We start from the raw sequence: 13,510 nt of genomic DNA, 5'->3' as shown, positions 1-13,510 counted from the left end.
TCACCTCATTTATCTGTTGTTGACTTGAATTGACGATCGGTTCATCTTCCATTTTCCTCACCCTTTCCACAAAAAAAGACACGCTGAAAACTCAACGTGTCAAAGAATAATCGTTCTTATCGTTGAGCTTTAGCACTATACAACGTAAAAAGCGATTGCTTTTAGCTACCTTAAGAAAAGCCTTCATTCGACAGTTCCTGTTCTACCCATTGGCGTCTCTCGACATTTTTGGGCAGTAGCCTATGTTTGTATAGGAGCCTCACCTAACAAATCTTATTTAATTACAACAGCAAGTATAATTCTTCCTTGAAAAAATAACGATATAGAAAAAGTTTTTAGCAGATAACTTTTTGTCCATTCAGTAACAAAAAGAAAAATAATCCGCTTATTTACTATGGTTTTCTGGTATGATTCGTATTTATTCATAGAATCATAACTGGTTAAATTAATCTAAAGACCGTCAGATAGCCTTGTCGAGAAGCTTTTCTTCTGCTATTTTTTGTATAGTTAAAGAAACGGCGGTGAGGAAAATGAAATTACAACAACTAGAATATTTTATGGCAGTTTCAAAGTATGCGAGTTTTACTTTAGCTTCTCAAAAGCTCCATACGAGTCAACCTTATTTAAGTACCCAGCTCAAGGAGTTGGAACGTGAATTAGGTGCTTCGTTAATTTTAAGAGACAAGAAACATTGTCGGCTTTCTCCAGCAGGCGAAGTCGTCGCCAAGCGAACAGAAATGATTTTTGCACTCATTAAGGAAGCGCAAGAAGAGATTAATGAATTAGTGACCCAAGGATCGACAACGACCATTCGGATTGGAACAAACTTAATTGATATAGATAAAGCATTTGGAGAAGTCTTGTTGTTATTTAATCAATCCTATCCGTATGTAAGTATTGATTTTAAGTATTATTACGATCTTGAAACAGCCTTGGAAACAGATTTAATTGACATTGGGATTGGGATATTTTTGGATACCTCGATTCCATTAGAGAAAGAATTAATTTATACAGAAAGCTATCTCCTTTGTGTCAATAAAAATCATCCTTTAGCCCATGCCGATAGCGTGACGATTGACGAAATTCGTTCTTTACCTTTTGCTGCATATTCCGATCAAGTATATGAAAAAAAAGTGTTTAAACGTTGGGAACGTAAAATCAATTGGGAAAATCGGCAAATCGTCATCGAACTTCCTTCTCTTCATTTAGTCTTAGACATGGTCCAACGAGAAAAAGCCTGTAGCATCCTTCCCTATTCACTCACTGATGAACTAAACAGACGTAACTTAGTTGGTATTCCTCTGGAAGATAGTCCAGAACGAGCCATCTATTTAGTTCAGAATAATCATCACGGACATTGTGAAGCACACCGTTATTTATTTGAACAATTACGTTATTTATTCTAGGAATAGAAAAAGGAGGAATTCCCATGGAACTATTTCGTTTACATTATTTTTTAGAGTTATGCAAAGTGAAACAATTTACTAAAGCAGCCGAAAATTTAGCAATTTCTCAAGCTGCATTAAGTAAGCAAATAAAAATTCTTGAAGCAACGTTAGGCGCTGAACTTTTTAATCGCCAAGGCCAAACTACCACCTTAACGCCAGCTGGATTAATTTTAGAAAAATATTGTTGGCGCATCACCAATGAGTTGGTCTCAATTGAAGAAGAGCTAAAAGAAATTAATCATTCTTCCAACCATATTTATGTGGCCACTTATCTCTGTGATTTAGAATATAAATTGAATGACTTACTAATGACAACATTAACGGATCGTTCATCCAACTTACAAGTCCACACCATTATTACAGAAAATATTCTTCAATCCTTGGAAACAATGGATGCAGATTTTGGTATTTCCTTTGCTGACTTACCATTACCTGAACATATTGGTAAAATTGATTTATTTACAGCAAATTATCAATTCATTTTAAGAAACGATCATCCAGCTTTGGCAAAAGCTACGACGGAAGAAATTTTAAAAGAACTAACAATGTACCCCTTCGTCCGTTTAAATACCGAATTTTCCGAGCAAAACAAATTAACCAATTGGCTAGATACTACGTTTTCTAATTTTTCTCCAGAGAAAGTCATTCAAGTGGATACTCTTTCACTTATTACTCACTTGGTGTCTCATTCCGATAGTTTCGCTATTGTCCCCGAATACACAAATATTCAACTTTTAGACAATTCGATTCATACACTAACTTACCAAGAACTACCTAAACGAAACATGGCAGTTTATTATTTAAAAGAACGTTACATGAGTCGACAACTTCAACAACTTTTGGCTGAATGCCAAAAACAATTTCAATAGTAAAAACCAAGACTAGAGCTTGTCGGCAAGCGAGTTCCAGTCTTGGTTTTTATTTGTGTTTTCAGGTAGCGGCTTCTCTTCCTTTGACAAATCCTAAAGAAGTGATAGCCATCACTAACGAAGTGCCTCCTTGACTTAAAAACGGAAGCGGAATACCTTTTAACGGCAACAGTCCAATCACCGCACCGATATTCTCCACCGTTTGAAAGACCAGCGAAAAAATAAGGGCGACACAGATGTACATACAGAAACGCGAATTGCTCCGCAAGCCAGCTACTAAAACTTGATAAAACAAGTAAAAATAGAGAAAAACAACAGTGGCACTGCCCACAAAGCCCCAGGCTTCCCCGATAAAAGTAAAAACCATATCAGACTCACGAACAGGAACATACACTTCAATCCCATGCACACCCTTGCCAAATAAACCACCCGAACCAATTGCCAATAAACCTTGTACTTGTTGATAGGAGATTTTATCGACATAATCATAGGGATGAATCCATGCTAAAATTCGATCCAATTGATATTGTTTAAAATGTAAAAAGAAGAGTACTTTGTGCCCCCACTCTGTAAAGACTAACAGAATCAAGACCACGCCTAACGTTGCTAAAGCACTGAAAATAATGATTAAAATTTTGCGATCAATTCCTGAAATAACTAAAAGAGATAAAATAATCGTTACGAAAACAAGGGATGTCCCAAAATCTTTTTGTACCGCCATCAAGAAAAAAACAGGGACACTAACCGCAACGATTTTTTTTAGAAGTTGCTTGTCTGAACGCCATTTATCAGACCAGTCTTGTTGCTCATGTTGGACAATAATTTTTGCCAACATTAAAATAAACGCAATTTTCGCAATTTCTGATGGCTGAAATTTAATAAACCCTAAATCTAACCAGCGCTTTGTGCCCGTCAATAAATACATTCCTTTGTCATAGGAAAAATACAAAGCACTCATTAAGATTAATGAAAACCCATAGAAAAAAGGAGCTACTTTCCAAATAAACTTCTGTGACAGCCGACTAGCTAAAAACATGCCCGCATAACCAACAAAAATAAAGAAAAGTTGTTTTAATGCTGGCACAGTTCCGTCTTTTCCTTCATTAACGGCAATCCAATATTGCACACCAGAAGATAAAAGTGTGAGTAAAAAAATGGGCAATAATAAATCATAATTAAGATGTAAGTTGAATTTTTTTGTATTGACCATTTAACTGCCGCCTTTCGTTTGCAATAATTTTAATGACGATTCCTAATGCCACTGAAAAGATTAAATAACTTGTCCCACCGTAACTAACAAACGGTAAAGGAATTCCCGTCATTGGAATCAAACCCAAAACGCCACCAATGTTAATCGCCGTTTGAGCTAAAATCAAGGTCCCGACCCCTAACAAAAACAAGCCGTAACAATGATTCTTTATTACACAACTACTCCGCAAAATCGAGGCCGCTAAAAATAACAAAAGAAATAGCAATAGTAAGCCGCCAATCAAACCAAGTTCTTCCACAATCACCGCAAAAATAAAATCGGTTTGACCTTCTGGCAAGCCACCTTTTTTTACCATACCATTGGCTAATCCAGTGCCCCAAAACCCACCGTTATACATTGCTAAATAGGCCATTGAAGGCTGAAATCCTCGATCATGAAAGGATAAAAACGGATTTTTCAAAACAACTAAGCGGTCATACACATGCGCAAAAAAATGTGGTAAGTAGCGGTGATCGCCTAGAAAAATAATTATTTTAGAAAGAAGCGCCGCGCTAGCAACGACAATCCCCGCAGCAATTACACTAAATTTTGCATGAATACTTGCTGAGAAAATCAAGACACTGCCAATAACTAAAATAAGAATGGCCCCGCCAACTTTGGGTTGAATCAAAACTAAAAATGCAACGACCAAAACAAACAGCCATTGTTTCCTTAACTGCTTCGTTGTCAAGCCATTTTCTTTTTCACCTAAATAACAGCTCAAGTAATAAATAATCGCAAAATTACAAAGTTCTGATGGCTGAAACTGGATTCCAAAGAGAGAAATCCAACGTTGTGCGCCATTCGCTGCTACACCAAAAAAAGGTAGTCGAACCATTAACAGTAATAGTACCGAAACTAAAAGCAGTCCAATCGCAATTTTCTTATTAAATAACACTTCTAGTCGAACTTTGTAAATCACGAACATTAGCACCCAGCTGAGACACATAATAATGCCTTGTTTAATAAACACAGCAGTGGGCTTCACGCCTTGCATCAACAAGTCATAGCTACTGGCGCTATAAATCATTAACGCGCCAATAATACTTAATATAATAAAGGTCAAAAGAATTTTTGTTAGACCTAAAGTACGTAGATTCATTCTCTCACCTCTATCTTTTTCTAATTAAATCAATCTTACCAGTCTGAGTTAGAAAACAAATAGAGAGTTTTTTATAGAACTATTACTAAGCTTACATAACAAAAAGTAGCTAGACTTGGTTCATTTCACCTAGTTTCGCTACTTTTAAAAAAAGCCATTTATATAATTTTTGTGTGTTGCTCACATTTCTGATAAATTTTTCCAAACTTATCTCTTTCTAAATACTGATAATCTACTAAATACCGTCTCAAAAGTGCATAATCTTCATAGATTTCTCTAAGTCGCTGATTGACTTCTTTTTCCGTATATTCTTTCCCAAATTCAAATTGGTTGGCCACACGTTGAAACACTTGGACTTTTTTCGCATTTTTCTTGGGAATAACCAGCAACTTTCCTTCTTTAAAAAAATTTTCAACCATGTTTATTCTCTTTTTTTTGTTTTGACTATTGTTTAGAAAATTGATGATTCAGTTTTTCTTTCTGTTTATCGGTCCATTTGCCAGCGACTTCATTGACAATTGTTTCAGCAAAATCACCTACTTTTTCTCCCGTAATATTTTTGATAGGTGTTCCGTTAGCAGCTCCTTCTTCAAACAAATCAAGTAAATCAGTCAACGCATTGAACATATTGGCTCCGCTATGATCTGAAAAATGCCATGCATATTTTTCAATTTCTTGAAATACTTGTCGATACTCTGCTGGTAATGCTGCAATCCGTCGTTTATATTCTTTGTACTCTTTTTTATCCCCCACAACTTTTTTGATCAACGCTTTAAAATTTGACATGCTCTATCCCTCCATTTTTTTCATCTTGTTTACTTGTTTTGAAAGCAACGTCCACCGCTGCCAAAAATCAGCGAGTTCTGCTTCTCCTGATGAGGTTAAGCGATAGAACTTCCGCATTGGTCCTTTTTCTGAAGGCTTTTTTTCAGCTATAACCCATTGATTTTTTTCTAAACGCAGTAAAATCGTATAAACGGTTCCTTCAACAATTTCAGTAAACCCTTGGTCATTTAAAATTTTTGTAATTTCATAACCATATGTTTCTTTCCTTTGGATGATGGCTAAAACTAAACCTTCTAAAATGCCTTTTAGCAACTCTGTCTGCTTCACTGCTTTTCCTCCCTAAACTACTCTTTAGTACTATGTACTACTACATAATAATACTGAGTACCGGTTCTGTCAACTACTTTGTAATAAAAAGTAGTAAAGACGCGACAACCACCAGTACTTAACTAGTAGTTGTCGCGTCTTATTATTCTTTATTCATTTATTCCGAGTTCTGCTTCAAAGGCTTCTAATTCTGCAGGGTGTGTTTCTGGATAAGCAAAGCATGTTGAAAAATGCCACTCCCCACCACTTGTGCCAAAATAACCTGGCAGTAATTCCAAAGCCAATAATGCTTCTGATGTTTCTTTTTCCGGTAACGTAATCTGAAAAGTAGTCGCTGGAACAAAACCGAACTTCGTATAGTAAGTTGGATGGCCCAGGATAATCAATCCGCCGATGCCTAATTCTTTGGCCTTCTGAACAGAATGCTTAATTAACGCTGAGCCTACGCCCGTGTTCTGTGCTTCTGGATGGACACTTAGCGGCCCAACGGTCAAAACAGCCTTTTCTGTATGATCAGGTAATCGTAGTTTGGCTTTTGAAGACATAATATGACCCGTTAATTTTCCTTGATCAGTTTCTGAAACTAAGGACAACTCCGGAATAAAGTCGGCACTTTCTCTTAATAAATGCACGATAAAATGCTCTGTGGGACGCCAGTTTTCGGTCAAGTTTAATTCCTTGAACGCTTGATACGTTAAACGCTCTACAGCTTGATACTCTGCAGGTTTTTCTTGACGAATCTTCATTATTTGTCCTCAGATTGTTGGAAATAGTCAGCCGTATCTCGTTCATCTTGTTTTAATTGGTCGATCAAGGCTTCAGCCCCATTGAATTTCACTTGGTCACGTAAATAATGATTCCAACGAACCACCACTTGTTCGCCATAGATGTCTTGATGGAAGTCCAAAATATAGACTTCCACGGTTAAATCGCGTCCTTCTCCAAAGGTGTCATTATGACCAATTGAGCCCATGCCGACATACCATTTGCCACCGACTTCGATTTGCACAGCATAGACGCCAATTCTAGGTAAGCGCACGGTGCTTTTCACTTTGACATTAGCGGTCGGGAAACCCAATAAACGGCCACGAGCATCGCCATGGACAACTGTTCCTTCTGTTTCATAAATATATCCTAACAACTCCGTGACCTCCTCCATTTCGCCGGCTTCCATTTTTTCGCGAATTCTTGTTGAGCTAATTTTGGCACCAGTCATTTCTTCTTTTGGTACTGTCACCACTTCAAAACGGCCTTGCGCATAAGTTGGTAACTGTTTGACTCCAGCGATTTCTTTAGGACCATACGTATAATCAAACCCAGAGACTGCCACTGCACTATTTAAATTAACGATATACTGATCGACAAAATCTTGCGGTTTTAATTGAGCAAACGCTGAAGTAAATTCGACAATATATAAAATATCAACGCCCAAGTTGGCCATTAGGCGTTCTTTTTGTTCCAAGCTAGTTAAATATTTCATATTTTCTGGTAAAACTTTTTGAAAAACGATTGATGGGTGTTGGTTGAAGGTCATCACAGCTAACTTCAAGCCTTTTTCCTCAGCAATCTTTTTGCCTGTTTCAATTACTTTTTGGTGGCCTTTGTGGACACCGTCAAAAAAGCCTAGGACCATCACGACTTCTTCATTAGGAATTTGATTGGGTTCATAGGGATGATGTAGTTGAATAACTTGCATGTGCAAAAACTTCCTTCTTTTTTATTTAATTATTCCGTAGAACTTTACTTGGTTTCAATAATTTATCATGCGTTGGGTGTGGCATGTATAAACTAACCACTTGATTTTGGTAAAATAAGGCAACTAAGGATTCTGGCATTGCCTTTATTCCTAATTCTTTTTTGTGCAAACGCATGCCATTTTTTACTTTTTGATACAATTCATCTGATAAATCAATTCGTGGGAATTGTTCTACTGCTGTCTCAATGGGCAACAGGCATTGATCGATTGTTTCAGCAGCCATTTGTTTGGCTACTTCTTCTAACGTTAAGCATTGCGCAGCTTGCAAACCGCCACTTGCCGTTCTCGTTAAATCCGACATATGGGCAGGATAGCCTAATTTTTTGCCAGTATCTACGGATAGTGTCCGCACATAGGTTCCTTTGCCACAGACCACTTTAAACCGCCAACTTTGTGTTTGAGCGGATTCGTTAAAAATTGGTTCACTAGTACGTTCAAATGAATAAATCGTAGCTTTTCGTTGGGGCCGTTCAACTTCTTCCCCGTTCCGGGCATATTCATATAAACGTTTACCATTGACTTTCACCGCAGAAAACATCGGTGGGATTTGTGTGATTTCACCTGTCATTTCGGCCATTGCTTGATCAATTTGTTCAGTTGATAGAGGTGTTGTAACTGGTTTTTTTTCAACAATTTCGCCACTAACATCTTCGGTTGTCGTAGCAAATCCAAGTGTAATTTCACCTTCATAGGTTTTGCCAGAATCTACCATGTATTCGATCACTTTCGTTCCTTTGCCAACGCAGATGGGTAAGACCCCTTCGACATCTGGATCTAGCGTACCACCATGACCAATTTTTTTGGTATGTAAAATTTTTCTCAATTTAAATACGCAGTCATGACTTGTCATGCCACGTTCTTTCCATAACGGTAAAATGCCGTCCATTATAGTTCCTCCAGTTCCGATAATACTAACTTTGTCATTATAGCATAAAAGTACCTAGCTTCGCAGTCTCCGTTGCTTATTCCCTTTGGCAAAATCTCTGCTAAATGCAAAAAAAGCCACAAACTCTGATAAAAGCAGAGTTTGTGGCTTTTTTTAGCTAGTAAATGATCCCCATGTATTCTGTGCGTTGCCATCGTTTGGTCCGATTGGCAAATAAATTCTCGCGCCTGACGTATCTGTCCCACCAATAAAAACATACCCATCTGCAATATAAAACGCATCGTAATAAAAGCGAGTATTTTTGGGCCAGATACTATAAATGGGTGCTGACAGACTAGGTTGGCCCGCTCTTAAAACAACGCCTTCGTCCACACCAATTAGAAATGATTTCTTCGTTTGCGGGCGCCAAAGTTCAGCAATGTCGCCATCGTTCACATAGCCTAACAAATGTCCGCTATTTTCAATACGGTAAAGGTTTTGTCGGTCGGGTAATTTCGCTGTAATTGTTCCTACTTGTGTCCAAAGTGCCTCTGCTGATAGATGTTCATTGATTAAAGCATCTGGTGTTGGATAGATTGAAGTGAAACGAATTGCTTGTCCTACTTGATATTTTGGCGCATTAGGTTTACCTGGCTGAATAATGACAGTCTCACCTGTTTCAGAAACGCCTGTTTGTAAATCTTGTGCCAACTGCGCTTTACTAATCCCCCAACGCGCTAAATAACCATAAGGATCTGTATGATCTCCCCACCAATTTTTTGTAATCCAATCATGAGTGACTATTCCATAACCTGTTCCATCGTCCAGCGAAAAATCAGCACCAATGTTCTGAGCCAAATCACGGGCCAAATTAACATAGGCAGCATAATCTTTTTTAAATGTCGTCGCATTATTCGTTCGAGCCAATTCGATTTGCGCATAGGCTTTTTGATTAGCTAAAGAACCTGCGCCATATTGAATTTGGCCAGCAGGAGCTAATTGTTTCACTCGTCCACCAGATCCGACAAAATATGAGACATAAGCATTTGACCAATTTCGTTTCATATAGGCCACTTCATTGTCTAAACTGTGTGGTCCTAGGTTCCGCTCGTTTCCTGATTCATGTAAAACAATTAATTCATTGGTTGCAGAGCCGGGAAAATAAGTAAAGTTGATTGGATCCGCTTCGATGGTGTAAGCGCAAGCCGTCATCGGAATCGTTAAACTTAAGCCAATTACTAAAGCAAGTTGAATCATTAATTTTTTAAACATAGCATGCTCCTTTCTTAAAAAAGCCATGAAAAGAAAGTCAAAACAAATTCCCTTCCACGGCTTAAACCCGCAGATAAATGGCGGGACAGAAGTAATTTCTTCGGCAATCAGCCGAAAGTTCTACGTTTGTCCCGACCACTTCTACTTAATCATCTTTATTTTTTAACTGAATAAATAACTCTTTTAACTTTTTCGGCATAGGAATAAAGGTCGCAATGTTTTCAAAAAAAGAAAGTCCTTCGTTCGCAATGTAAAAAATCAGAACCATTTCCCGAATTGGCAAATTGTTCCCCACAACTTTTTCAACACGAACCGCTACGGCAACCACAAATAACATCGTCACTTTTTTCGCAATTCCGAGCATACCAATCCGACTGGACAATTCTTTTGTGGCGATTGCCTTAATCCAACCTGTGATGAAATCGACAATAATTAAAAAGAGGAAGACATCCAACAATTGATCTAATCCACCTAATAAACGTACGACAATCCCACCGAAAATGCTTAAAAGCATTGTTATTGTGTTGAGATAACGTTCCATAAAAAGTCTCCTAAACTAGCTTGTTATTTTGTCGGAAACGGATCGTCCGTGTACCAACTTCCTTGTAGGTAAATATTTCCAGCTCTGCTTGAGGCAAAAATTATCCCTTGATTCCCGATTTCATATAGTGCATTACAATTAGGATACGGAAAAGCGGCAGGTGCAACTGACAGCGGAATATTCCAGACACTAGCACTTATTTTTGAGGACATTTTGTACCCAGTTGGTATATTAAATATTTTAGGCATGTGGGTATTCAATTTCGTTGGATCACTCAAATTACATCTTACAAATGCATCGACACGATTTCCCACCCTAATTAATACAAATTTCATATTATCCTTATTAAAGGCCGCCTGATATTTTGCCTCGACTTCACCGACTCCACTAGCTTCATAAATGGCCATTCTAGAGGATTCCAAAGGCAAACCATTGACGGTTGGCATAGTTACAAAATTCTTCACCCCAGCAATCTCTTGATCACCTGTTTGTGTCACAGCTTGACCTTTAATCGCTTCCGCAACGTTTTTCGGGTGCATATATTTACTCGTTAAAGTTCCCGCGACTGCTTCGCTGTCTGATGCGAAGCCATAATTTTCTACATTGCCTAGCCCCACTTGTTCAGCGGTTACTTGGTGCGGATTATCCTGATTTTCCACATGGGTATTGAGTTGCTCTGCTTGAACAAAACCACTCTTCGCTAAAACCGCTTGGGCATCAACAGACAGACCAATATGAAGCCCCACGTAATCAACTTCTAAGCTAGCTGGCGTTACCCCATTCGATGAATCTGTATAGCTCATTAAATAAATGAAACCTTCATCTGTGATAAAATTCTGATCATTGATTTGAATTGAAAAATCGCCGAACTCTTTTGCTGATTCTTGGATTTGAGTTACCCAATTATCCGTAGTTGGTAAATACGCAGCGATTTTAATCGTTTGATTATTGGTCGCAGCGGCTTTCACACGTTGATTAATCGTAAAAAATTGAACGTTCTGGCGAATAAATGCCACCGCCTCGTCAGTTGTGAATGTTTCAAACATTTGTGGAATTAATTTTTTTGCGGCTTCAACGAGATTGAAGGCCGCTAACTGTTGTGGAATTACACCACTTTGGGTGGAACCTGTTTTCACACCCTCATCATCACGGCTGGCCATTTTATTGTAGTCCGCTTGGGAAACTTCCTCCCAAACGTCTGTTGGCTTCTTAAGAATTTTAGCCGTAAAATCAGTGGAATAACTGTTTGCATTGGTGGCTGTATTGCCGGCCGTTTTACCGTTAAAGTCTAACTTCAATTTGACAGTGGTTGGCTTAGCCAATAAAGAAATACCGTCTGCTTTTGTCATACGGTCATTCAAATCAATTTGAAGACGATTCGCTAAGGTAGCTTGTTTGATGCCTTGTGTATCTGTGCGTGCTTGGACAATTTCTGGATTACTATCACCTGCTTCTGCTACTAATTGATCGAAATCATTTCGTAAAGTATCAAATTCTTGTTTATTATTATTTGCCGTTGAAACTGCATTTCCTGCAATCGTGATGGCTGTTTTGGCATTGTTCATCGCTTGGTTGGCTGTTTCATTTGCTTGATTGCCTGCATCGGTGGCAATTTGTACGGCTTCTTTGCCAGCTTCATCTGCGATGTTTTTCGCTTCAGAAATTCCATTCGTTAACTGGACTTGGTAAGCATCTACTTTCTCAGCTGATGCATTCGACTGATCCAAGATTGCATTGATTTTAAGGCGACCTTGATTCAGGGTATCTAATTCTTCAATATGTTCTACTGACATTTCGTCACACTCCTCTAGTTTTCATTATTTTATTAAAACTGGCCACCCAATTGGGATTGAATATACACACGACAGATGACCGAAGCATCCAACCATAGTGGCTGATGAGAGAAAAATTGAAGCGTGTGATTGCCGCGTTCGATTTTTCCATCTGTTGTTTTTCGTAAATAACTCAAAATGTTTAGCCGTTGTTGTTGCAATGATAGTTGGGGTAATTTTTTGCCATCCACTACCAAATCAATGTTCGTTACAGAATGCGAAGGTCCTTTAGCAGTTGCCTTGAACGTTAATTCTGCGGTGTTTATATAAAGAATGTCCTCGTCAAAGTATAAATTCAGCTCCACTGGCTGTGTCTTGCTAAGTTCTCCTTGTATTGAACGATTTAAAAGTGTCGTCGCCCCTTGTGCGTAAGTTTCGCTAATCTCTTGTTTCCGACTGAAAGCTGTCATGGTACTATGAATTGTTTCTTGCAGATTTCCCAACTCTAGCTGAATGTCTTGGGGGGCACCAAAGACATCTTTTTTACTTTCTTTTTTGATACGAAGGTTGACACTCCCAAATTCATTCGTATTAATCATGATAACCGTACCCAACCGCAAACGATCGATTGCCAAAGGTTGATCTGTTAATTTAATTAAATCAGCTGCAGTCACTACCCAAGAAACTTGTGGTTTGGTCCATTCTTCTAACATTCGCAAAGCATTTTCCTTTAATGCCTTGGGATCAGAAAAACGCTGTTCCACCCAAATTGACTCTAATAAACCATAGCGGTCAATTGCGGCCTTGTTCTCTAAATACGGAACCCCTTGATTGACCGAGCGAATATTGACTTTGTTAACACCTTCGCCTGAACCTAATGGATAAATCCGATTGATTAGCATCTTGGGATTACGTTCTATTTCAAATCCTTGCATGTTGTAACCTTCTTGAATTCGCGCAACTGGTTCTGTTGGCGGTTTGACTAATGAAAGTTCAAAAGGATAGACCTCTGTATTCCATTGCCAAAGATATTCCTCTTCGAAATCGGCTGGGATGCTAAATACAGGCTCGACTAGCCCATTTTCATTCTCCCATTTATAGGTTAATTTCCTTGAAAAATCACATTTTTTTAGGACCCAATGCTTTGTTTTTTGTTTATTCAATAGAAATTGAATGGCCTCTTTCGTTGTTTTGTTTTTAATTTCGTGACAACCAAAAAGGACAGTATCACCTAAGGTACATAATGCTTCTGTGGCAGAGTAGTGAATTTGATTATTGTTCGCATCTTTCTTAATTGTGGTTGGCATCACGCGATATAAACCAATATATTCATTCTCATTGTCGGTCAGTTCCACCCATTGCATTTCTTCAATAAATTCATTTTTAGGATCATCTAGTGGCATGGTAAAATCTAAACTGCCAATTTTGTTCTCTATTTTTTCATAACTGACTTGATAGGCATTATCCAAGATTGCCGTATATGTTCTTTTCAAATCCAGCGCCATTAACATTTAATCACCCTC

The 13,510-nt window shown here is 38.2% G+C and carries 14 protein-coding genes and 1 riboswitch; of the genes, 2 read left to right on the top strand and 12 right to left on the bottom strand.

Annotated features, from left to right (window positions below):
• Nucleotides 1-107 precede the first annotated feature (107 nt).
• Nucleotides 108-278, bottom strand: a riboswitch (M-box (ykoK) riboswitch).
• A 252-nt stretch (nucleotides 279-530) separates the two neighbouring features.
• Together IGL37_RS05155 and IGL37_RS05150 are read left to right on the top strand one after the other, a co-directional pair.
• Nucleotides 531-1,406, top strand: coding sequence for a LysR family transcriptional regulator (locus IGL37_RS05155; protein WP_002382245.1), 876 nt, complete (start codon nucleotides 531-533; stop codon nucleotides 1,404-1,406).
• 23 nt (nucleotides 1,407-1,429) lie between these two features.
• Entirely contained in the window at nucleotides 1,430-2,317 is an 888-nt protein-coding gene (locus IGL37_RS05150; protein WP_002357832.1) for a LysR family transcriptional regulator, read from the top strand.
• A gap of 61 nt (nucleotides 2,318-2,378) precedes the next feature.
• Here IGL37_RS05150 and IGL37_RS05145 read toward each other — a convergent pair whose 3' ends face one another.
• The 12 genes from IGL37_RS05145 to IGL37_RS05090 form a co-directional block, all read right to left on the bottom strand.
• Complete coding sequence (locus tag IGL37_RS05145) at nucleotides 2,379-3,527, bottom strand: FtsW/RodA/SpoVE family cell cycle protein (RefSeq protein WP_002357833.1); 1,149 nt, start codon at nucleotides 3,525-3,527, stop codon at nucleotides 2,379-2,381.
• Entirely contained in the window at nucleotides 3,493-4,668 is a 1,176-nt protein-coding gene (locus tag IGL37_RS05140; protein WP_002357834.1) for an FtsW/RodA/SpoVE family cell cycle protein, read from the bottom strand. Before IGL37_RS05140 ends, IGL37_RS05145 begins: the two co-directional genes overlap by 35 nt.
• A 158-nt stretch (nucleotides 4,669-4,826) precedes the next feature.
• Nucleotides 4,827-5,087, bottom strand: coding sequence for a DUF2087 domain-containing protein (locus IGL37_RS05135; protein WP_002360471.1), 261 nt, complete (start codon nucleotides 5,085-5,087; stop codon nucleotides 4,827-4,829).
• A 25-nt stretch (nucleotides 5,088-5,112) separates the two neighbouring features.
• A complete protein-coding gene (locus tag IGL37_RS05130) occupies nucleotides 5,113-5,454 on the bottom strand; it encodes a DUF1048 domain-containing protein (RefSeq protein ID WP_002357836.1) in 342 nt (113 codons plus the stop codon).
• A 3-nt stretch (nucleotides 5,455-5,457) separates the two neighbouring features.
• Nucleotides 5,458-5,781, bottom strand: coding sequence for a PadR family transcriptional regulator (locus tag IGL37_RS05125; RefSeq protein ID WP_002357837.1), 324 nt, complete (start codon nucleotides 5,779-5,781; stop codon nucleotides 5,458-5,460).
• 149 nt (nucleotides 5,782-5,930) lie between these two features.
• Nucleotides 5,931-6,527 (bottom strand): GNAT family N-acetyltransferase, encoded by a 597-nt coding sequence (locus IGL37_RS05120; RefSeq protein ID WP_002361699.1) that lies wholly within the window; start codon nucleotides 6,525-6,527, stop codon nucleotides 5,931-5,933.
• On the bottom strand, nucleotides 6,527-7,477 hold the full coding sequence (gene ribF / locus IGL37_RS05115; RefSeq protein ID WP_002363808.1) for a riboflavin biosynthesis protein RibF: 951 nt from the start codon (nucleotides 7,475-7,477) through the stop codon (nucleotides 6,527-6,529). Before ribF ends, IGL37_RS05120 begins: the two co-directional genes overlap by 1 nt.
• A 25-nt stretch (nucleotides 7,478-7,502) precedes the next feature.
• Nucleotides 7,503-8,423, bottom strand: a complete 921-nt coding sequence (truB, locus tag IGL37_RS05110; protein ID WP_002360476.1) for a tRNA pseudouridine(55) synthase TruB — start codon at nucleotides 8,421-8,423, stop codon at nucleotides 7,503-7,505.
• 153 nt (nucleotides 8,424-8,576) lie between these two features.
• On the bottom strand, nucleotides 8,577-9,701 hold the full coding sequence (locus IGL37_RS05105; RefSeq protein ID WP_025189841.1) for an SH3 domain-containing protein: 1,125 nt from the start codon (nucleotides 9,699-9,701) through the stop codon (nucleotides 8,577-8,579).
• A gap of 118 nt (nucleotides 9,702-9,819) precedes the next feature.
• On the bottom strand, nucleotides 9,820-10,215 hold the full coding sequence (locus IGL37_RS05100; RefSeq protein WP_002357842.1) for a phage holin family protein: 396 nt from the start codon (nucleotides 10,213-10,215) through the stop codon (nucleotides 9,820-9,822).
• Between the two features lie 23 nt (nucleotides 10,216-10,238).
• Nucleotides 10,239-12,008, bottom strand: coding sequence for a hypothetical protein (locus IGL37_RS05095; RefSeq protein ID WP_033918058.1), 1,770 nt, complete (start codon nucleotides 12,006-12,008; stop codon nucleotides 10,239-10,241).
• Between the two features lie 32 nt (nucleotides 12,009-12,040).
• On the bottom strand, nucleotides 12,041-13,498 hold the full coding sequence (locus IGL37_RS05090) for a phage tail protein (RefSeq protein WP_033918057.1): 1,458 nt from the start codon (nucleotides 13,496-13,498) through the stop codon (nucleotides 12,041-12,043).
• Nucleotides 13,499-13,510 lie beyond the last annotated feature (12 nt).

The organism is Enterococcus sp. AZ119, from assembly GCF_050546175.1.
Classification (GTDB): domain Bacteria; phylum Bacillota; class Bacilli; order Lactobacillales; family Enterococcaceae; genus Enterococcus; species Enterococcus faecalis.
Note: the sequence above shows the minus strand (reverse complement) of the source record. Positions and strands in the feature narration are given on the sequence as shown.